The organism is Psychrobacillus sp. FSL K6-4046, assembly GCF_038624605.1.
GTDB lineage: Bacteria > Bacillota > Bacilli > Bacillales_A > Planococcaceae > Psychrobacillus.
Genome location: NZ_CP152020.1, coordinates 3,664,681 through 3,686,986, shown reverse-complemented (window position 1 = coordinate 3,686,986; position 22,306 = coordinate 3,664,681). Strand labels below are relative to the sequence as shown.

Genomic DNA, 22,306 nt, shown 5'->3' with positions numbered 1-22,306 from the left:
TAGTATTAGAACGAGAAATCTATACTTCAAATATGTTATACTTACTTTATATGGATTCGCGAGAAAAAGTGGGGGATGCCCAATGTCGTTTATGGAACAATTTACAGACTTGATGCCAGTGAACGTAATCGTCAATATATTAGACGTTTTGTTCGTATGGTTCGTTATATATAAATTAATTACTCTTATTAAAGGTACAAAAGCAGTTCAATTATTAAAAGGTATCTTTGTCATCGTCATTGCAAAAGTAGTAACTGATTTTCTAGGTTTAGATACACTTGGCTGGATGTTAAATCAAGTTATCACATATGGTTTCTTAGCAATTATTATCATTTTCCAACCTGAGATCAGAAGAGCACTTGAACAAATAGGTAGGGGGAAATTGTTTTCCAGAAGTTCTCTACAAGAGGAAGAAGAGCAGACTCGTCTAATCGAAGCAATGACCAAGTCTGTTAGCTATATGGCAAAGCGTCGAATTGGTGCTTTAATTTCCATCGAACGAGAGACTGGATTGACGGAATATATTGAGACGGGAATACCTTTAAATGCCCACTTAACTTCTGAGTTAATGATTAATATTTTTATTCCAAATACGCCACTACATGATGGGGCGGTTATTGTTCAAAAAAATAAGATTGTTTCTGCTGGCTGTTACTTACCGCTTTCTGAAAGTCCTTTTATCTCGAAAGAGCTTGGAACAAGGCATAGAGCTGCAATAGGGCTTAGTGAGGTCACAGATGCTATTACAATTGTAGTTTCAGAGGAAACAGGAGCAGTAAGCCTTACTTCTAACGGAGACCTACATCGAAATCTTTCAATGGATGAATTTAAAAATCATTTAACAAGACTTTGGTTTGGTCCAACTGAGGAGCAAGTGACACCTTCTAAGTGGCGATGGAGGGGGAAACAAAATGGATAAAATGATGAATAATCCGTGGCTTTTGCGAATTGTTACACTTACCTTTGCCATATTGCTGTTTGTTTCCGTTAAATCGGATTTGGAATCTGATCATCAGAACTCTAGCAACAACGCAATTGACGTATTAAGGGATGTTCCAGTAGAAGTCTATTATGATGATGAAAATTTAGTCGTCACTGGAGTCCCAGATACGGTAGATGTAAATATACAAGGCCCTGCAAACTTTGTGACTTCGGCAAAGATTATGAAGGACTACAAGCTGTTTGTAGACTTAAGAGAACTTCCCATGGGCGAACATAGAGTTGCTATATCACAGGAAAATTTCTCAGAAAAATTAAAAGTCCGAACAGACCCCGTATATGTGAATGTAGTAATTGAAGAAAAAATCACCCAGGAATTCCGGGTAGATCTTGATATGAATGAAAGCCTGTTAGCAGAGAATTATGTCATGACTTCTTCTGTAGAACCTCGAACAGTAAACGTAACAGGAGCAAAAAGTGTTATACAATCTATAGGCTATGTAAAAGCAACCATTTCGAGCGAAAAAGGCATAGATAAGTCCTTTGAGCAAGAAGCTAGCGTTAGAGTGCTTGATTTGGATCTTAATAAGCTTGATGTCTCTGTCGAGCCGAGAACTGTAAATGTTAAAGTGACGGTTGAAGAATACAGTAAAGAAGTACCTATCTCGATTTCGAAAAAAGGAACTCCAAAGGAAGGTTTAACTATTAATGCGCTATCAACAGCGACTCAAAAGGTGCGGGTATATGGTCCTAGGTCAGTTCTTGATAAAATTGATAGGTTGAATGTCGATGTGGATGTGAGTAAAATTGAAGACACTGGGACAATCAGCGTTAAAATGGTTGTGCCTGAGGGAGTCACAAAATTATCTCAAGATAAAATTGATATAAAAGCAGATGTTACTAGCGCAGCACCCCCTTCCACTGGTACGGATGAAGCAGAGAAGGAAGATGAGGACACAGCTGCAGCTGATGAGATAACAGAGAAATCCTTTGCAGAAATGAAGATAGCTGTAAAAGGATTACCAGAACAGCTAGCTAGTAGCTTTGAAACACCTACTGATGGAATAATTTCTGTTGTTGCCAAAGGAACTCCAGATGCCCTGAAAGATATTCAGTCAGGGGACATTTCTATCTACGTAGATGCACAAAATATAGAAGTTGGTGAAAGAATTCTTCCTATTCAAATTGATGGTCCTTCTAACGTAGAATGGCAAACATCTGAATCCGAAGCAAAATTAATGATAAAAGACGCATAAAAGCAGGATAACAGGTAATTAAGGAGAGAAGATTAATGGGAAAATATTTTGGTACAGACGGAGTAAGAGGTGTAGCAAACGAGGAATTAACACCGGAATTAGCATTTAAATTAGGTCGCTTTGGTGGATATATTTTAACAAAAGATACTAAAGAGCGAGCAAAGGTACTCATTGGACGGGATACACGTATTTCTGGACATATGCTAGAGGGCGCGCTTGTTGCAGGTCTTTTATCTGTCGGAGTGGAAGTAATGCGATTAGGTGTTATTAGTACACCGGGAGTAGCTTATCTTACACGTGTAATGAGCGCAGATGCTGGTGTAATGATTTCTGCTTCCCATAACCCCGTGGAAGATAACGGTATCAAATTCTTTGGTTCAGATGGGTTTAAGCTTACCGATGAGCAAGAAGAACAAATCGAGCAGTTGCTTGATGCAGAGAAGGATGAATTGCCAAGACCAACAGGTGGTGGTGTCGGATCCGTATCCGATTACTTCGAAGGCGGTCAAAAATACATTCAATATCTTAAGCAATCAATTGATGAAGACTTCGTAGGCATTCATGTAGCCTTAGACTGTGCGAATGGTGCAACATCTTCCTTAGGTACTCATGTATTTGCTGACTTAGATGCCGACCTTTCGACAATGGGAGTTTCGCCTAACGGCTTGAATATAAACGATGGTGTAGGGTCTACACATCCAGAAGGCTTAGCTAAATTTGTTCTTGAAAAGGGAGCAAATGTTGGATTAGCATTTGATGGTGATGGAGATAGAATTATCGCAGTAGATGAAAAAGGGAACATCGTTGATGGCGACCAAATCATGTATATCTGTGCAAAGTATCTTAATTCCCAAGGACGATTAAACAACAAGACAGTTGTTTCTACTGTTATGAGTAACATGGGCTTCTATAAAGCACTTGAGGCGAATGATATGACAAGTGTAAAAACTTCTGTTGGAGATCGTTATGTTGTAGAAGAAATGAAGAAGAATGGCTACAACCTAGGTGGAGAACAATCTGGTCATATTATCTTCCTAGATTACAATACTACAGGTGATGGTTTATTAACCGGCTTACAGCTTGTAAACATTATGAAGGTATCAGGGAAGAAACTTTCTGAGCTAGCAGCTGAAATGAAAGTCTTTCCTCAAAAGCTAGTAAATGTACGCGTGACTGATAAGCATGCTGTTACTGAGAATGATAAAGTAGCTGCAATCATTAGTGAAGTGGAGACAGAAATGGCTGGTAACGGACGTGTGTTAGTTCGTCCTTCAGGAACAGAACCATTAGTTCGCGTAATGGTAGAGGCTTCTACCGTAGAAGACTGTGAGAAATATGTGAATCGTATAGTTGAAGTAGTAAAAGCAGAAATGGGATTAGCAGACTAAAGATATAATGTAACCCTGACCGTAGAAATACGGTTGGGGTTTTTTATAGTAAAAAGGGGGCCTTAAAAAGCTCTTCTTTCTATTTTTCATGAAAAATGTTTAATCTAGCTATTATAGTGGAATTATAAGAGAGAACAAACAATTGAGGAGTGAGGAAATGGCTAAAGTAGCAACATTAATCACAAACATGTTTGAGGACTCGGAATATGCGAAACCGGCACAAGCATTAAACGAAGCTGGACACGAGGTATTCGCTATTGAACAAGAAGCTGGGAAACAAGTAACCGGTAAAAATGGTGAAGTAAATGTAACGATTGACTATGGTATTGACGATGTGAAGCCAGAAGAATTTGATGCATTATTCATTCCTGGTGGATTTTCTCCCGATATTTTAAGAGCAGATGATCGTTTCGTACAATTTGCTAAATACTTTATGGATGCTAAAAAACCCGTATTTGCAATCTGTCATGGACCTCAGCTTTTAATTACTGCAAAAACACTCAATGGTCGAGATGCAACTGGATATAAATCTATTCAAGTAGATTTAGAAAATGCAGGCGTTAAGTTCCATGACGAAGAAGTTTTCGTTTGTCAAAAACAATTAGTTACTAGTCGTACACCAGACGACATTCCAGCGTTCAACCGTGAAATCGTTAAACTGTTGGCTTAAAAGTAAAATGAATGAGGGCACCCTGCAAGGGTGTCTTTTTTTGTGTTTATGTTAACATATATATTGCTTTTTATTTCGATAATAGTAATATATTGTTTAATTCTTTACATTATGTCTGTATAATGTTATTTTTGCTTTCTAAAGTAAAGTTAATGATTTATTATTAAAGGGAGGGGTGTGACCAAATGGGAATAGATGCGATAGACAAACGAATCCTAGAACTCTTAACAGCTAATGGCCGATTATCATATGTAGATATTGGGAAAGAGTTAAATTTATCTAGGGTTGCTGTGAGAGAGCGGGTACATCAACTACAGAAAGAAGGAGTTATTGAAAGATTTACTGTAGTAATTAACTCTGAAAAAGTAGGCAAAGGGGTATCGGGCTTTTTTGAAGTGGATTGTGAACCTTCATCGTTGGTGGAAGTCGCAGAGAAACTAGCAAACAATCCAAGTGTTGCGAGTTGCTACCAAATGACAGGACCTTCCACATTACATATGCATGTGTTAGTTGACGACTTCCTTAGCTTAGAAAAATTCATCAACGAAGAGTTATATGCATTAGAAGGTATTACTAGAGTTGAAAGCCATATTTTATTAAGAAGATTTAAAAGTCGTAGTGGCTTAAAGTTATAAAAGGCATCCCTATGAGGATGCCTTTTTGCATGGACAAAAAGAATGAAAGCGTTTACTTTGAATGGAAAAAAATATAAAACATAAAGTAATAATATAGGAGATTTTTTATTCAAAAAGTAATATAAAATTCTTTTTTTAGTCTAAATGTAAAGAAAATATCAAATAAATAAATTTATTTGAAAATTCGTATAGATTTTTATTAATTGTTGTATTATAATCAAAATTATTAAAATTCAAACATTTGTTAATCAAAAGTCATAAAAAGATTAACAAATGTAGAAAAGGTTGGTGGGATTTTGGTTTCTTTAATTGTAAGGCGTGGGATGCAGCTTCTTTTCTTGCTTTTTGGTATATCATTTCTAGTGTTTTCCTCCATGTACATTGCACCTGGGGATCCTGCCACAATGGTAGGTGGACCGACAGCGACCGAGTCTGATTTGGAATCAATAAGAGAGAACTTAGGATTAAATGATCCTTTCTTAGTTCAGTATGGCCGATATGTTAAAAATGCGGTACAAGGAGACTTTGGCTATTCCTATCAATCTAAACAATCCGTTTCAGAGGCGATAGCTGTTCGGCTACCGAACACTTTTAAGCTGGCAATTGCGAGTATGATAGTCGCCATCATAATAGGTGTAGTGGCGGGATTGATATCAGCATTAAAACAAAATTCATGGCTTGATGTAACTTCAACTACGTTTGCACTTGCCGGGATATCCATACCAAACTTTTGGTTAGGTGCATTGTTAATATTAGTATTTGCTGTAAATCTACAATGGCTACCAGTAGGTGGATTATCAGCACCATTTTACACAGCAGAGGGTTTTAAACAAATGATCCTTCCTGCAATTACGTTAGGCACTAGTGCAGCAGCAATGATTGCGAGAATGACGAGATCGTCAGTGCTCGAGGTTGCTAAGGCCGACTATGTAAGAACGGCCAGAGCAAAAGGTGTGAAAGAACGATCAGTCATTTGGGTACATACTCTAAAAAATGCAATGATTCCAGTAGTTACTGTGATTGGCGTTAACTTTGGTGGTTTACTCGGAGGAACAATTATCACGGAAAAAGTATTTGCGATTAACGGTGTTGGAAGGTTGATGGTAGACGCTATCGCACAAAGGGACTTCCCGATGGTGCAAGCTTCCGTTTTATTAGTAGCCACGTTATTTGTAGTCGTGAATCTCATCGTGGATATTGTCTACACATTCATCGATCCAAGGATAAGCTATGACTAAGAAGGAGGGATCATATGTCGAACACTATTTCAATTAACAATAATCTTCCAACTGCAACCAAAAAGAAAGATAAGGTTTACGTTACGACGATAAAACGCCTCTTAAAAAATAAACTAGCAGTAATTGGTCTTGCTATTATTTTGGGGCTAATCTTCATAGCGGTATTTGCTCCCTCCTTAGCCACACATGATCCATCAAAACAAAATCTAGTAGCCAGTGAACTCCCTATCTTTTCAGAAGGCCATTGGTTGGGGACAGATAATTATGGTAGAGACGTTTGGTCTCGTATTGTTTATGGGTCGAGAATTTCTCTGTTGGTGGGCATTGCAGCTGTTAGCCTAGGGTTGCTTGGTGGAATAACACTTGGTTTGCTCGGAGGCTATTATAAAAAACTCGATGGAATCATTATGAGAATAGTAGATTTGCTGTTTTCCTTCCCGGGTATTCTACTAGCTATGCTAATCATTGCTATATTAGGTACCAGCCTGGTTAACGTAGCAATAGCGATTAGTATCTGGTCCATACCAAGCTGTGCTCGCATAGTGAGAGGATCAGTACTTTCTATAAAACAAAAAGAATATATTATGGCTTTAAAATCATTAGGTGCTTCTGATTTAAGGATTATGATTCGTCATATTCTTCCTAACGCTATGGCACCAATCATCGTGTTTGCCACAATGAGAATGGGAACAGCTATCCTCTCGACAGCATCTCTCAGTTACTTAGGGTTAGGAGCACAGCCTCCTACACCAGAATGGGGAGCAATGATTTCACAAGGGCAAAGCTATATGTGGACATCACCACATTTAACCATTATTCCTGGGATAGCAATTATGTTAACCGTTTTTGCCTTTAACGTACTAGGAGACGGGTTACGAGATGCATTAGATCCAAATATGGACATCCAATAAAATTAGAAGTAGGGGGAAATGAAGATGAAGAAAAAATGGTTATTTACTTTATTATTCGTTGTATCAATAGTGCTAGCGGCTTGTTCTGGAGAAAAATCCTCATCAGCACCGAAAGAAAACGGTGGATCAGGAAGCGATATTAGTGGAAATACCTTTACCTATGCAACAACAACAGATGCGGTCGGTTTGTCCCCAATCATGACAAATGACACTCCTTCAGCAAATGTGATTGATCAAGTATATGAGACACTTTTCAAACGTAACTCAGAAACATTAGAGATTGAGCCTTTATTAGCAGAGTCCTATGAAACTCCAGATGAAAATACATGGATTTTTAAACTAAGGGAAGGTGTACAATTCCACGATGGGACTCCATTTAACGCAGAAGCGGTCAAGTATACGTTTGATAAATTACGTGACCCAGCAACTGGTGCACCACGTGCATCTCTTTTAGAATCCGTGGAAGAAATTACAGTCGAAGATGAATATACGGTTAAAATTACAACGAAATATCCTTACGGTGCATTCTTAGCGGCACTTTCTCATTCCAACTCTGCGATTGTAAGTCCAACCGCTGACCAAAAACAAGATTTGATGAAAGAGCCAGTAGGTACCGGTCCATTTAAATTTGTTAGTTGGACTCCTGGAGATCAGTTAGTGCTAGAAGCGAACGAAGAATATCGAGAAGGGGCACCTGATTTAAAGAAAGTAGTATTCAAAGTAGTTCCTGAGATTTCTACTGCCATTTCTATGCTACAAACAGGCGAGGTTCAATTCATCGACAACCTACCAACCGAGCAAATCAAACGTTTAGAATCGATGGACAACATTGATATTCAAAAAATGGATGGTTCTCCAATCAATTATTTTGCATTTAATCATCAAAGAGAAAGAAACCAAGATCCTGAATTCCGCGAAGCAGTAGCTTCTGCAATTGATCGTGATGCATTTGTTTCTAAATTGAACGGACTAGGTGTAAGAAGTGATAGTGTAATTGGACCTAAAGTATTTGGATATGATGAGTCCGCAGATAATGCAGGAACTCCTTATAATTTGGAGCATGCAAAGGAATTAGTAGAGAAAAATGGATACGGTGAACAAACCTTTAAATTGTTAACAGCTAACCGTGCTAATACAACTCTAATGGCTGAAATTGTGCAAGCCCAATTAACAGAAGCAGGATTCAAAGTTGAAATCGAGTCTTTAGAATGGGCTACTTATTTAGACTCAGCTCGTTCCGGTGAGTATGACTTAACATTCTTAAGCTGGGCAAATGTCACAGGAGACGGCTCTGAATTATTTTATCCTAACTTCCATAGTGACAATGTAGGTGCGTCTAACCGTGCACAATATAGCAATCCGGCATTTGATGATCTAGTCATGCAATCACGTACTACTGTTGACCAAGAAGAACGTGCGAAGTTATTAAATCAAGCAAACCAATTAATGCTAGACGATAATGCAGTAGTAGTGATGTACCACGGAGTGGTTACATCTGCTTTGGATAACAAATACACAGGTTTAGAACTTGATTCTACTGGTAAATGGTCATTACAAAATGTAACTGGAAAGTAGGTATAGCTTAATGAGGGAGACATTATTAGAAGTGAATAATTTAGTAACTGAATTTCGCACAGCAGACGGTAACGTTCAAGCTGTGCGAGATGTCTCCTTTTCTGTTTCAAAAGGAGAAACACTGTGTATCGTAGGAGAGTCTGGCTGTGGTAAGAGTATTACATCCTTGTCAGTCATTGGTCTTTTGCCAAGCAATGGTAAAATAGCTGCAGGCCAAGTCAAGTATGAAGGAAAAGAAATCCAAGGTCTTTCATATGAAGAATTGAGAAAGATGCGTGGTAATAAGATATCAATGATTTTTCAAGAGCCAATGACTGCACTTAATCCAGTATTGACGGTGGGATACCAATTAAGGGAGCCTTTGATGCTTCATCACGGACTATCTAAATCAGTGGCACACAAACAAGGAATTGATTTGTTAAACCAAGTAGGAATCCCTTACCCAGAAAAACGGATGAGTCAGTACCCTCATGAGCTGAGTGGTGGGATGAGACAACGGGTTATGATTGCCATTGCTCTATCATGCCACCCAGGTTTACTCATTGCAGATGAGCCAACAACAGCATTAGATGTTACTATCCAGGCTCAAATTTTGGACCTAATCAACGAGTTAAAGACAAAGCTAAATATGGGTATTATGCTTATCACGCATGATATGGGAGTAGTAGCTGAGGTAGCAGATAAGGTGATGGTGATGTATGCAGGTAAAAAGGTTGAGGAAGGTATGGTTGAAGATATTTTCAACAATCCAAAACACCCGTACACCCAAGGTCTTTTGAACTCCGTACCAAATGTAGACGATCCTGAATTTGAATTAGAGCCCATTCCCGGCTCCCTTCCAAGCTTGCATGAGGACATTCAAGGATGTAGATTTCATCCTCGCTGTAAATTTGCAACCGCAAAGTGTAGCGTACTGCCTCCAGAAGAGATTAAAGATGAGCGGGGACACATGGTAAGTTGCTGGTTATATGAAGAGGAAGAGGAGGAAGTAAAAAATGGTCATCTCGTCACCCAAAACTGATCAGAAGGTCCTCCTTGAATTAAATGGAGTTAAAAAGTACTTCCCTATAAAAGGTGGAATTTTAAAGAGAGTTCAAGGGCATGTCCAGGCAGTTCAAGAAGTAAATCTTAAGCTTTATGAAGGGGAAAGTCTAGGGGTAGTTGGAGAATCTGGTTGTGGGAAGTCCACCTTAGGAAGAGCTATCTTAGGACTAGAGGAACTAACGGATGGAAAAGTAATATTTAAGGAGCAGGAAATTCAAAACCTTAAGAGAAAAGAGAAGTTAAAGTTCGTTAAGGAAATGCAGATGATTTTCCAAGATCCTTTTGCTTCCCTAAACCCTAGACAGAGAATTGGGCATGCATTAGAGGAAGTCTTTGTGATGCATACGAACTTATCCAAAGTAGAGCGACGAAACGCTGTGGTGGAACTCTTAAATGAAGTTGGGCTAAAGGAAGAGCATTACGAGCGTTACCCTCATGAATTTAGTGGGGGACAACGCCAAAGGATTGGAATAGCTAGAGCTATAGCTTTAAATCCTTCCTTTGTCATCTGTGATGAAGCAGTTTCTGCTCTAGACGTTTCCGTTCAAGCTCAAGTTCTTAAGCTATTAAAAACATTACAGGAAAAATACGGTCTTTCGTATTTGTTCATCTCACATGACCTGGGGGTAGTTCGTTATTTTTGTGATCGAGTGCTAGTCATGTATTTAGGAAATACGGTAGAGCTTGGTACAGTGGAGGATTTATTTAAAAATCCGACTCATCCTTATACTCAGGCATTGTTGTCTGCGATTCCACGCCCTTCGGTAAATCGGAATATGAAGCGTATTCGACTTCAAGGAGATCTACCTAACCCGGCGAATCCTCCAACAGGTTGTCCATTCCATACGCGCTGCCCGATAGCCCAAGATATTTGTAAAAAGGATAAGCCAGCATGGGAACAAATAGAAGAAGGACACTTTGCTGCTTGTCACTTTGCAGGGACAAAAATTATATAAAGGGGAATTACATCATGGATTACTTATATCACCCATTTCCAGGTAAGAGAAATACCGTTTTTGCTAAAAAAGGTATGGTTGCAACATCACAACCTTTAGCAGCACAGGCAGGCTTAGATATATTAAAAAAGGGTGGGAATGCCATTGATGCGGCTATTGCCACTGCTGCTGCACTAACTGTGGTGGAGCCAACCTCCAACGGAATTGGTGGAGATGCTTTTGCTTTAGTCTGGACAAAAGGAAAACTTCATGGGTTGAATGCATCAGGTCCTGCACCACAATCTATTTCGGCTGAGAAGCTACGAGCACAGGGCTTAGAGAAGATGCCTGTGCATGGAGTAGTGCCAATAACAGTGCCAGGAGTCCCTGCTGCATGGGCAGCCTTATCAGAAAGGTTTGGCAAATTACCGTTAAAAGAAGTACTAGAGCCTGCAATTCAATATGCGGAGGAGGGTTATCCTCTGTCCCCAATTTTAGGGAAGTATTGGAAGATAGCATACAAAAAGTTTAAAGCGAGCTTTACGACAGAGGAATTCAACGCATGGTTTGAAACATTTGCTCCAGATGGTCGCCCTCCAGAAATAGGAGAGGTGTGGAAGTCTCCAGGCCATGCAAGCACGCTTCGTGCTATAGGAGAAACAAATGCAAAAGCTTTTTATGAAGGAGATCTTGCTGAACAAATAGATGGATTTATGAGAAAGCATGGGGGATATCTGTCTAAAAGTGACCTACAATCCTATCAGCCTCAGTGGGTAGACCCAATTTCTGTGAACTACCGTGGCTATGATGTTTGGGAGATTCCTCCAAACGGTCAGGGTATGGTCGCTTTGATGGCCCTTAATGTATTTAATAAGCTAGATAAGCCCGAGTGGCAAAGTGTTCATACGCTACATCAACAAATTGAATCGATGAAGCTAGCCTTTACGGATGGCCAGGCATTTATAACGGAGCCTGATGAAATGCCAGTAAGTGTCGAGCATTTATTGTCCGAGGAATATGCAGAAAAGCGTAAAGCGGTAATCCAAGACGAAGCTACAGATCCCGAACCTTATGAATTACCAAAAGGGGGAACTGTCTATTTGGCAACTGCTGATGAGGAAGGAAATATGGTTTCTTTTATACAAAGTAACTATATGGGCTTCGGTTCTGGTGTTGTCATTCCAGGCACAGGTATTGCATTGCAAAACAGAGGACATGATTTCTCTTTAGATGAATCACATCCTAATGTATTAAAGCCAGGCAAAAGAACTTATCATACGATTATTCCAGGCTTCTTAACGAAAGACGGAGAAGCTGTCGGGCCTTTCGGTGTAATGGGAGGTTATATGCAACCACAGGGGCATTTCCAGGTTGTAACAAACACTGTAGATTATTTGTTAAATCCTCAAGCAACACTTGATATGCCTCGTTGGCAGTGGATTAAGGGGAAAACAGTGCATGTCGAGCCTGAGCTCCCTAATTATTTGGTACAAAGCTTAGTAAGAAAAGGACATGATATTCAAGTCGCTACGGATGGCGGCAGCTTTGGACGTGGGCAAATCATTTGGAGAAACCCAGATACGGGGGTCCTTCAAGGAGGCACTGAATCAAGAACAGATGGGGCAATTGCGGCGTGGTAGAAAAACAGTCTTTGAAGGGTGGCCCTGTACGTCCTAAGCCAGTACTTCAAAGAGATATAAGCCTAGCATTTTTCCGAATCGGGATGCTAGGGTTTGGCGGGGGACCTTCCTCGATACCTCTATTTCACCGGGAAGTCGTTAAGAAGTATGAATGGATGGATGAGGAGGAATTCGGTGATACATTAGCATTGGCAAATACGATGCCTGGGCCGATAGCAACTAAGATGGCTGGGTACATTGGTTATCGAATAGCCGGTATTTGGGGGTGTGTTAATGCTCTCCTTGCTTCCGTCATTCCAACAGTTGTGCTGATGGTCCTTCTTCTAGGCTTTCTCCAGTCTTTTAAGGATTCCCCAAGAGTGCAGGGTATGACTGCTGCAGTTATACCTGTAGTGGCAGTTATGCTTGCATTAATGACCTGGGATTTTATTAAAAAGTCTGGAGAAACCTTTGGATGGTGGAAGGCCTGTTTGCTGATAGCAGTAGCTGCATTGCTTATGGAGCTCTTATATATACATCCAGCATTCATCATATTGACCTGTATGGCAATTGCCTTTTTTCCTCTATTGAAAAGGAGGGGGGGTAAATGATTTACTGGCAATTGTTTCTAGCGTTTTTTATACCTGGCATATTAGGGTATGGTGGAGGACCTGCCTCTATTCCGTTGGTAGAGCATGAGGTAGTAGAAAACTACGAGTGGATGACGACTCAGGAATTTAGTGAGGTAGTAGCCCTCGGTAACTCCTTGCCTGGACCTATTGCAACAAAGATGGCTGGCTATATTGGATATGCAGAGGGAGGAATATTAGGAGCAGTGATTGCTCTCTTTGCGACAGTTGCACCTTCCTTGATCCTTATGATTAGTATGATGGCTATTCTATTAAAATATAAAGAGGCAACGGAAGTAAAGAACCTTACAAAGCTAATAAGACCAGTAATTGCTGTACTATTAGGTGTGATGACGATTCAATTCGTAGAGGAATCTGTAGGTGGATTAGGTATACCATCAACACTTATTTTAATAGTTGGAAGCTATCTACTATTAGAGAAGGTAAAGCTCCACCCTGCTTTTGTAATTATACTAGCGCTTATTTACGGTGCTGTTTTAATATGAGTAAAAGAGACCATGAAGTTTAGGTCTCTTTCTCTATTTATAGTAAGCCTAGTCCTTTTGGCCTTATCGTTACAATTGACTCGCATATAATGAAAAGATATAATGATGAAGTTACATTATATGAAATTATTCGTAGCCGCGTAGAAAGGTAGGATAGGTAACGCGTAAAAGAAGGAAAACAATTATAGCGCCTGAGCTGAAGAAATTGGACGAAACGAATCTTCAGCAGACGAGGTGGAGGTTATCGAAATTTCGGCGGATACCTCCCGACCGTATTTGCCCGGTTGTAATTCTTTTTCTCAAACCATTCAAGTGATTGAATGACAAATGAAAAAGAAGGCATTCTTAGCTTAATAGGTATGTGTATGTGAAGATGTTTAGGATAGGCGTTAAAGTGGTATCACATAAATTATGTGTTTTCCAACTAACGACGTATGCTAAGGCATTCTTTTTAGCATGCTTATTTTGACATGAATGATGACGGAGGAATATATATTATGTGTGGAATTGTAGGATATATCGGTGAAAACGATGCTAAAGAAATTTTATTAAAAGGCTTAGAAAAATTAGAGTACCGCGGTTATGATTCAGCGGGAATTGCAGTACTAAATGAAGATGGAGTTATGGTTTTTAAGGAAAAAGGACGTATCGCAGATTTGCGCGGAGCTGTAGACGGTGATGTAAGTGCTAGCCTAGGAATTGGCCATACGCGCTGGGCGACTCACGGAGTTCCAAACCAAGAAAATGCTCATCCTCATCAAAGTACAACGAAACGTTTTACGCTTGTGCACAATGGCGTAATCGAAAACTATCATTTATTAAAAAAGGCTTATTTGGCTGATGTTCCAATGGCTTCTGATACAGATACAGAGGTAATCGTACAGTTAATCGAACGCTTCTCAAAAGACGGTCTATCAACTGTTGATGCACTAAGAAAAACATTGCACTTGATCCATGGTTCTTATGCAATCGCATTGATCGATAACGAAGATGAAAACACGATCTATGTAGCGAAAAACAAATCACCGCTATTAGTAGGAGTGGGTGAAGGATTTAACGTGGTAGCATCGGATGCAATGGCAATGCTACAAGTAACAGAGCAGTACGTGGAGCTTCATGACCAAGAAATCGTAATCGTGCGCAAGGAATCAGTAGAAATCCAAACGCTTGATGGCAAAAAAGTAGAGCGTGCTCCTTATAAAGCAGAGCTAGATATGAGTGACATTGAAAAAGGAACATATCCTCACTATATGTTAAAAGAAATCGATGAACAGCCGACTGTTCTTCGCAAAATTATCCAAGCCTATCAAAACGAGCAAGGCGAGCTTACAATCGACTCTGCTATTTTGGAGGCACTAAAAGATGCGGATCGTCTATATATCATTGCAGCGGGAACTAGCTACCACGCTGGTTTGATCGGTAAAGAATATTTCGAGAAAATTGCTGGTATCCCAGTAGAGGTTCATATCTCAAGTGAATTTGGTTATAATATGCCACTTCTATCGGAAAAGCCTTTATTCATCTTCATCACACAATCTGGTGAAACGGCAGATAGTCGCCAAGTATTAGTGAAAATTAAAGAAAAAGGGTATCCAACACTGACTGTAACTAACGTACCTGGATCTACACTTTCTCGTGAAGCGGATCATACATTATTACTGCATGCTGGCCCAGAAATTGCTGTAGCTTCTACAAAAGCTTATGTTGCTCAAGTAGCAGTACTAATGGTTACTGCATCTGTATTCGCAAAATCTCAAGGGAAAGAGCTAGACTTTGATGTCGTACAAGAGCTTGGAATTGTAGCAAATGCGGTTCAAGCAATCGTAGATACTAAAGAAGAACTGGAAGAGATTGCAATAGAATACCTTTCTACTACTAGAAACGCTTTCTTCATCGGAAGAAACGTGGACTATTATATTAGCTTAGAGGGTGCTCTAAAGCTAAAAGAAATCTCTTATATCCAAGCAGAAGGATTTGCAGGAGGAGAACTTAAGCACGGAACAATCGCACTTATTGAAGACGGCACACCTGTCATTGCATTAGCAACCCAACAGGCGGTAAGCTTAAATGTTCGTGGAAACGTGAAAGAGGTAGTTGCTCGTGGCGCAAATCCTTGTATCATTGCAATGGAAGGCTTCGAGGAAGAGGATGATCGTTATGTACTTCCAAAAGTACATGAATTATTCGCACCACTAGTAGCAGTAATTCCATTACAGCTGATTAGCTACTATGCAGCACTTCACAGAGACTGTGACGTTGATAAACCTAGAAATCTAGCTAAATCTGTTACGGTTGAGTAAGCTGCTCATATGTATTTAAGTGGTTAAAAGCTGTTGAACTCAGTGGAAACCGATATAAATGTTGAAAACCGAGATACGTACTTTTTTTGTACGCTGTCTCGGTTTTTTTGTTATGTAAACGTATGTACAAGGTTTCTGCATTATACTTGGCCAAAAAAGATGTTCATTATAAGGACTACCTAAATAGATTATGATTTAAAATACCAAGGAAGCATATGAATTAACGCACAGTATGCCTACCTTCAACGTTACAGAGGTCATATTATAAACTATCTGAACTGGAAGGAGGCAATTAAAATAAGTAACAATAATGGAAGACGTCGAAAACAAAAACCCAATCATAAACTTAACTCACAAATGAATGGGATGAGTAAAAAACATAATTCTGAAAGTCATCTGGAGAACAATTCTAGTGACGCTTCAATAAACAGAGACTCTAGTTCTATGGCCCACAAAGGAAGTGAGTCTATTCAACAAGGTCATAGACATGGAGATTATTATAACTCTAAAAAGGACTCCTGTGGATGCAGAGGTCGAAGAAGAGGTGGGAGAGTCATAGCCGGTCCCCCAGGTCCAACAGGCCCTACTGGACCAGCAGGACCAAGAGGATTAAGGGGTCCAACAGGTGCGGCAGGAGTTGGAACAACAGGTCCGACTGGCCCAACTGGTCCAACCGGAGCTACAGGAGGAGCGATAGGAACTGAATTCGATCCGGCAGCTGCTCCTAGCTATCAAGTGGGACAGTTAATTTTTTTTAATGGTAATTTATATCGAGTAAATGTTAATTCTCCTACTGGAATACCAGGAGAATCCCCAGATTACACATTATTAACTGGTGGTGGAGCTGGAGCAACTGGAGTAACCGGAGCCACAGGGGCTACCGGAGCCACCGGATCAACCGGAGCAACGGGAGCAACGGGAGCAACAGGAGCCACCGGAGCAACGGGAGCCACAGGTACAACCGGAGTCACTGGGGTAACCGGAGTAACGGGAGCCACTGGGGTAACCGGAGCAACGGGAGCAACAGGAGTAACGGGAGCCACTGGGGTAACCGGAGCAACGGGAGCCACAGGAGTAACGGGAGCCACTGGGGTAACCGGAGCAACGGGAGCAACGGGAGCAACAGGAGCCACGGGAGCCACGGGAGCCACAGGAGCCACAGGAGCAACAGGAGCAACAGGAGCCACTGGGGTAACCGGAGCCACTGGAGTAACGGGAGCAACAGGTACAACCGGAGTCACTGGGGTAACCGGAGTAACGGGAGCCACTGGGGTAACCGGAGCCACGGGAGCAACAGGAGCAACCGGAGCAACCGGAGCAACCGGAGCTACGGGAGCCACGGGAGCCACTGGGGTAACTGGAGTAACGGGAGTAACCGGAGCCACTGGGGTAACCGGAGCCACTGGAGCCACTGGAGCCACAGGAGTAACCGGAGCAACGGGAGCCACCGGAGTAACCGGAGCAACGGGAGCCACCGGAGTAACTGGAGCAACGGGAGCCACCGGAGTAACTGGAGCAACGGGAGCTACCGGAGTAACTGGAGCAACGGGAGCCACCGGAATAACTGGAGCAACAGGTGCCACTGGAGTAACCGGAGTAACCGGAGCAACGGGAGCCACCGGAGCCACCGGCGTAACCGGAGCAACGGGGGCAACAGGTGCCACAGGAGTAACCGGAGCCACCGGAGTAACCGGAGTAACAGGTGCCACCGGCGCAGGTCTGGCAGAATACGGATACGTTTACAATACAGCTACTCAAACCGTGCCAGCGGGGGCAGATGTAAATTTTAATACTAATGGATTGCTGACAGATGGAATTGATCATACAGCAGGTAGCGCTGGCGTTACAATTACGACAGCGGGTGATTACGAGATTAATTTCTCAACGACATCCAATGAACCTAGCCAAATTGAGTTATTTGTAAATAACAGTTCGATACCAGGAACACGCTATGCATCTGGATCTGGTTCCATACAAAATAATGGATCTGCAATAGTAAACCTCGCAGCTGGCGATGTTATAACACTACGAAATAGTTCTGCACAAAGTATAACCTTAGTCACACCTCAAGGAACAGGTGCAGCAGATGCCATAAACGCTTCTCTAACAGTAAAAAAATTAGATAGTTAAATAATTTTCAATATACCGAGTATGTAACGGCTGTATAAATTGCTTCTAAGTAGCTCTAATACGGATTCTTTAAGTATCCGTTATTTCATCAGTCCTTCAGTTTTAAATTTTATATTGTATTTATCTAATACTTTAGACAAAGTGATTGTAAAGATAGGTGAGATAAGATAAACGTAAGCCGATGACCCATTAACTGGATCATCGGCTTTTACTTATGGATTATAAAAGGTGGGTTACTCAATTAAAATGCTCTTCTTGTAACAATAGGAGGAGTAGTAATATTTTTAAGGAGAACCAATTTATAAAACAAGGCTATCTAGGAACGAGAAACAAAAATAGGCTCAAGATTTAATAGATAGTTATATACATGGTAAAGAAAACACTATTTTATAAATAGACAAAAATTCGTTTTACTAGGGGGTTAATAAGAATTTTTATACCGGCTCCCTTTTTTTGAGTGCTCTAAAAAGTACAGTCGGGATTACTTTCATCACAACCTGTTAGTATAAATGCATGTATCGTCCTCGTTTGCTAAACCTCTAATTATTGACATGTTGCCTGCAGGTTAATTTTTTTAACTTAAGTTAACAATAAACCGTTTGAGGGTTATTCATGTGATTAGTACAATGTAGGTAAGGATGAAGGAGATGAGTATGATGAGACTTACGATTAGTCAAATACTTATAAAAAAAAGAGAAGAAAAAGCAATTACACAAGATGTCCTAGCAAAATTTATAGGTGTTTCCAAAGCCTCTATATCCAAATGGGAAACAGGTAAAACTTATCCAGATATAACACTTCTGCCGAAGCTTGCATCATTTTATAATATAACGATTGACGAACTGATTGGTTATGCACCGCAGTTAACGAAGGATGAGATAAAGAAACAATATCACGAGCTTGCTACAAAATTTAGTAAACAGGATTTTGATTTAGTATACGAGGAAAGCCAAAGTATAATTCAAAAGTATTATGCATGCTTTCCCTTCTTACTGCAAATGGGTGTTCTTTATTTGAATCATTATATGCTCGCACCAACGGAGGAAAAACAACAAGCTATTTTAGAAGAGACAGCTCAACTGTTTGTAAGGATTAAGCAAGAAAGTGATGATGTTTGGCTTAATAAACAGGCAAATTCGTTACAAGCAGTCATTTATTTATTATTAAAGAAACCTGAAGAAGTATTGTCTTTGTTAGGGGATACGTTACGCCCTGCTGTTGGCGATGAAATTGTACTATCTAATGCCTTTCAAATCATGGGTGATGTAGAGCAAGCAAAACGCACCTTACAAGTGAATATGTATCAAAGCTTATCAAGTCTAGCAGGAACTGCTCATTCATATATGTTATTAAATATTGACGATCAAGAGAAATTCGAAGAAACCATTCTGCGCATGGAAGGGATTACTTCTATTTTTGGATTAAAGGAATTGCATCCGAATATCGTGTTGCAGTTTTATTATGCAGCTGCTCAAGGATACGCAATGCAAGGGAATCGAGAGAAAACGTTGTACTGGTTGGAAAGATATGTAGGGGTTTGCACATCTGACATTTTTCCATTTACATTACATGGAGATAATTTTTTTACGTTAATTGATGACTGGCTTGAAAATTTAGATTTAGGTATTAATGCAGTGCGGGATGATGAAGTGATTAAAGAAAGTATGCTGCAAAGCGTATGCGCACAACCGGCCTTCGGTTTTATTCAAGAGGATCCTTTATATAAATTGCTTGTCGAAAATTTAAAATTTTCATTAGGAGGAAAAAAGTAAATGGAGAGCAACATGTCAACATTAATAGAATATTTACCATTTTTATTACCACTGATTATTATTCAGTTTGGATTGGCCATCTTTGCAGTAGTTCATGTAATAAAGCACCCGACATATAGGTTTGGAAACCAGGTGATGTGGATTATCGTAGTACTCTTCTTTCAATTTATTGGTCCTGTTATTTATTTCGTATTTGGACGGGGTGATAAATAAATGTCCATTGTTGAAGTGAAAGGACTGAAGAAGCAATTCGGAGAAAAAAAGGTAATTGATGATATTTCATTTACAGTTGAAGAGAATCGAGTCTTTGGCTTTCTTGGCAGAAATGGTTCAGGAAAAACGACTACAATGAAAATGTTATTAGGTTTACTACAACCAGATGAAGGTAGTTTAAATATTTGTGGAGAATTGGTTCGTTTCGGTGAGACGAAAACCAATAAATACATTGGATTTTTACCTGATGTTCCAATGTTTTATCCCTTTATGACTGCAAGAGAATACCTTCTATTATGTGGTCAAATTACTGGTTTGAAGCAACCATATACGAAGCAGAAAAGCGATGAATTGTTAGATCTTATTGGATTGGCTAACGAATCTGGTAGGATTAGTACTTATTCAAGAGGGATGAAGCAACGTCTAGGAATTGCGCAAGCACTTTTAAATGAGCCTAAATTATTAATTTGTGATGAACCGACCTCAGCATTGGATCCAATTGGTCGAAAACAGATACTAGACATCTTACATGAAGTAAAGCAGAAAACAACGGTTATTTTTTCAACACATGTATTATCTGATGTGGAACGTATTTGTGACGATATTGCTGTGTTACATGAAGGTAAAATTGTGATGGAGGGAGATCTACAAGCTATAAAAAGGCAATATCAATCTGATCAATTGTATATTCAATTTGGAACAGAGGATGATAAAAACAAATTTTGCGGATTATCAAGTATTCAAAATTTGTTGAATGATAGTAATTTTAAAGAGGAGAAAATGAGTCTGCAATTTAAACATACCCATTTTACAGAGCAATTAGTTTTGCAAGCATTCCAGGAAGCGCATGTTTTTCCGCAAAAGTTAGAAAAAATGGAGCAATCATTAGAAAATATATTTATGGATGTGGTTAAATGAAATCATTTCAAGCATTTATAAAAAAAGAATTAATGGAATCACATCGTACTTATAAATTGTGGATTATAGTCACTATTTTTTTAGGTCTTGGCATTATGAGCCCGCTAACTGCAAAATTAATGCCTGTATTATTTGAACAGTTTATGCCAGCAGGAGTAGTAATGGATATTCCAGAGCCAACTGCTCTCGACTCTTGGATACAGTTTTATAAAAATATTTCACAAATGGGTATTATTTTGTTCATCATTTTATTTAGCACCACATTATCCTCAGAGTTATCAAAAGGTACCCTTATCCTTATGTTAACAAAGGGACTTTCAAGAAAAACAGTTATCTGGTCAAAAGCCACAGCTATATCACTTATATGGACACTAAGCTATGCTCTTGCTTTTTGGACGACATTCGCATATACATCTTATTATTGGGACATGAGTACTGTTTCGCATTACTATTTTGCTGCTTTTTGTCTATGGTTATTTGGCATTTTAATGATTGCTGTATTTTTGTTTGGAAATGTCTTAGCAGCATCAACATATATGCCGATGCTTTTTTCAGGAATTGTATTTGTAGCATTATTACTACTAAATATGTTTGAGAAAACAGAAGCATACAACCCGATCCGACTAGCAACGAGTAATGTAGAAATATTAACTGGTGCTATGGGAAAAGAAGATTTTACAATGGTTATTTGGCTAACCGTTGCAAGTATTTTCATAATCCTTTTAAGTTCCATAGCTATTTTCAATAAAAAACAACTATAATAACAGGTTAATGGGTGCAAGTCCTACACAAACCTCTTTTACCCAGATTCTCTCTTTTCTCCAATAATTATTTTTTGATTATGTAATAAATTACCTTATCCATAATTTTTTTCTTACATAATCTATAAGTATCAGGAGGAGAGGAGGAATAGTAAATGTCTGGATATGAAAATCAAGGCGGAGGATCGGGTTACGGCAATAGCGGATCAGGTTTCGTACTGCTTGTAGTGTTATTTATCCTACTTATTATTGTGGGAGCATCATTCATTTATTAGTTAGTTAATACTAACTAAGTTTAAAAAGTAAATCCCATTCTTAACCTTCTCTAAAAAAAATCGACTTTCTCTTCATTGAGTTAGTTGTTTTTTTTAGATGAAATCAAAAATATTACAAGAAAATAATAAACAAAAAGCCGATGTCCTTAAATAGCGAGGAACATCGGCTTTTAACTACCTAAACAAGCCTATAGCAGATCCTAATTGTCTCATCATGTTATATCCATTTTGTAAGGTAGTGGCGTGACCCGCAAGTGTGTTGATATGATTGGGCAGTCTTCCTAAAAAGCCTGGGGAAGAATTATTGGAAGAAGGCTGGTTCCATCTATTATCAAAAGGTTGCCCAAATGGTTGTCCCTGATTCGGGGGGCCAAACTGTTGCCCCTGATTAGGAGGTCCAAAAGGTTGCCCAAATGGTTGTCCTTGGTAAGGAGGTCCAAAAGGTTGCCCTTGGTAAGGAGGACCGAACTGTTGCCCTTGATAAGGAGGGCCAAACCCTTGTCTATAACCTGGAGGAAAGGATCTTCTTGGAACTGGTGAAAAAAGTGGCATGTACTCACCTCCTTACAGAGTAAACCTATTTATAATATAT

General features: G+C 39.6%; 21 protein-coding genes. 20 read left to right on the top strand and 1 reads right to left on the bottom strand.

Annotated elements, in window-relative coordinates:
* The first annotated feature begins 82 nt into the window (after positions 1-82).
* From cdaA to MKY09_RS18045, 20 genes are all read left to right on the top strand, one after another.
* A complete protein-coding gene (gene cdaA, locus MKY09_RS18140; protein ID WP_169360613.1) occupies positions 83-919 on the top strand; it encodes a diadenylate cyclase CdaA in 837 nt (278 codons plus the stop codon).
* Positions 912-2,195, top strand: coding sequence for a CdaR family protein (locus MKY09_RS18135; RefSeq protein ID WP_342567272.1), 1,284 nt, complete (start codon positions 912-914; stop codon positions 2,193-2,195). The genes cdaA and MKY09_RS18135 overlap by 8 nt, the downstream gene beginning before the upstream one ends.
* A gap of 35 nt (positions 2,196-2,230) precedes the next feature.
* A complete protein-coding gene (glmM, locus tag MKY09_RS18130) occupies positions 2,231-3,583 on the top strand; it encodes a phosphoglucosamine mutase (RefSeq protein ID WP_342567271.1) in 1,353 nt (450 codons plus the stop codon).
* 157 nt (positions 3,584-3,740) lie between these two features.
* Complete coding sequence (locus MKY09_RS18125; protein ID WP_169360610.1) at positions 3,741-4,253, top strand: type 1 glutamine amidotransferase domain-containing protein; 513 nt, start codon at positions 3,741-3,743, stop codon at positions 4,251-4,253.
* Positions 4,254-4,438: 185 nt separating this feature from the next.
* Positions 4,439-4,888 (top strand): Lrp/AsnC family transcriptional regulator, encoded by a 450-nt coding sequence (locus MKY09_RS18120; RefSeq protein ID WP_298471301.1) that lies wholly within the window; start codon positions 4,439-4,441, stop codon positions 4,886-4,888.
* Positions 4,889-5,184: 296 nt separating this feature from the next.
* Positions 5,185-6,126, top strand: coding sequence for a nickel ABC transporter permease (nikB, locus tag MKY09_RS18115; protein ID WP_342567270.1), 942 nt, complete (start codon positions 5,185-5,187; stop codon positions 6,124-6,126).
* A 14-nt stretch (positions 6,127-6,140) separates the two neighbouring features.
* Positions 6,141-7,037, top strand: a complete 897-nt coding sequence (locus MKY09_RS18110; RefSeq protein WP_342567269.1) for an ABC transporter permease — start codon at positions 6,141-6,143, stop codon at positions 7,035-7,037.
* 24 nt (positions 7,038-7,061) lie between these two features.
* Entirely contained in the window at positions 7,062-8,612 is a 1,551-nt protein-coding gene (locus MKY09_RS18105) for a glutathione ABC transporter substrate-binding protein (RefSeq protein WP_342567268.1), read from the top strand.
* A gap of 10 nt (positions 8,613-8,622) precedes the next feature.
* Complete coding sequence (locus tag MKY09_RS18100) at positions 8,623-9,633, top strand: ABC transporter ATP-binding protein (protein ID WP_342567267.1); 1,011 nt, start codon at positions 8,623-8,625, stop codon at positions 9,631-9,633.
* Complete coding sequence (locus tag MKY09_RS18095; protein ID WP_342567266.1) at positions 9,608-10,612, top strand: dipeptide ABC transporter ATP-binding protein; 1,005 nt, start codon at positions 9,608-9,610, stop codon at positions 10,610-10,612. The genes MKY09_RS18100 and MKY09_RS18095 overlap by 26 nt, the downstream gene beginning before the upstream one ends.
* Before the next feature lie 14 nt (positions 10,613-10,626).
* A complete protein-coding gene (locus MKY09_RS18090; RefSeq protein ID WP_298471283.1) occupies positions 10,627-12,231 on the top strand; it encodes a gamma-glutamyltransferase family protein in 1,605 nt (534 codons plus the stop codon).
* Positions 12,225-12,821 (top strand): chromate transporter, encoded by a 597-nt coding sequence (locus MKY09_RS18085; protein ID WP_298471280.1) that lies wholly within the window; start codon positions 12,225-12,227, stop codon positions 12,819-12,821. Before MKY09_RS18090 ends, MKY09_RS18085 begins: the two co-directional genes overlap by 7 nt.
* Complete coding sequence (locus tag MKY09_RS18080) at positions 12,818-13,345, top strand: chromate transporter (RefSeq protein WP_342567265.1); 528 nt, start codon at positions 12,818-12,820, stop codon at positions 13,343-13,345. Before MKY09_RS18085 ends, MKY09_RS18080 begins: the two co-directional genes overlap by 4 nt.
* A gap of 497 nt (positions 13,346-13,842) precedes the next feature.
* Positions 13,843-15,645 (top strand): glutamine--fructose-6-phosphate transaminase (isomerizing), encoded by a 1,803-nt coding sequence (gene glmS, locus MKY09_RS18075; RefSeq protein WP_342567264.1) that lies wholly within the window; start codon positions 13,843-13,845, stop codon positions 15,643-15,645.
* 444 nt (positions 15,646-16,089) lie between these two features.
* Positions 16,090-17,775, top strand: a complete 1,686-nt coding sequence (locus MKY09_RS18070; protein WP_342567263.1) for a collagen-like protein — start codon at positions 16,090-16,092, stop codon at positions 17,773-17,775.
* Between the two features lie 653 nt (positions 17,776-18,428).
* Complete coding sequence (locus MKY09_RS18065; RefSeq protein ID WP_342567262.1) at positions 18,429-19,547, top strand: helix-turn-helix transcriptional regulator; 1,119 nt, start codon at positions 18,429-18,431, stop codon at positions 19,545-19,547.
* Entirely contained in the window at positions 19,548-19,760 is a 213-nt protein-coding gene (locus MKY09_RS18060; RefSeq protein ID WP_240949579.1) for a PLDc N-terminal domain-containing protein, read from the top strand.
* A complete protein-coding gene (locus MKY09_RS18055) occupies positions 19,761-20,678 on the top strand; it encodes an ABC transporter ATP-binding protein (RefSeq protein ID WP_298471265.1) in 918 nt (305 codons plus the stop codon).
* Positions 20,675-21,439, top strand: a complete 765-nt coding sequence (locus MKY09_RS18050; RefSeq protein WP_342567261.1) for an ABC transporter permease subunit — start codon at positions 20,675-20,677, stop codon at positions 21,437-21,439. Before MKY09_RS18055 ends, MKY09_RS18050 begins: the two co-directional genes overlap by 4 nt.
* Positions 21,440-21,594: 155 nt before the next feature.
* Positions 21,595-21,714: a YjcZ family sporulation protein gene (locus MKY09_RS18045; RefSeq protein WP_169358338.1), complete on the top strand. Its 120-nt coding sequence runs from the start codon at positions 21,595-21,597 to the stop codon at positions 21,712-21,714.
* A gap of 174 nt (positions 21,715-21,888) precedes the next feature.
* On the opposite strand, the gene MKY09_RS18040 is transcribed toward MKY09_RS18045, so the two are convergent.
* The gene (locus MKY09_RS18040; protein ID WP_205963966.1) at positions 21,889-22,266 is read right to left on the bottom strand and encodes a hypothetical protein; all 378 of its coding nucleotides are present in this window, start codon (positions 22,264-22,266) and stop codon (positions 21,889-21,891) included.
* Between the last annotated feature and the right edge of the window lie 40 nt (positions 22,267-22,306).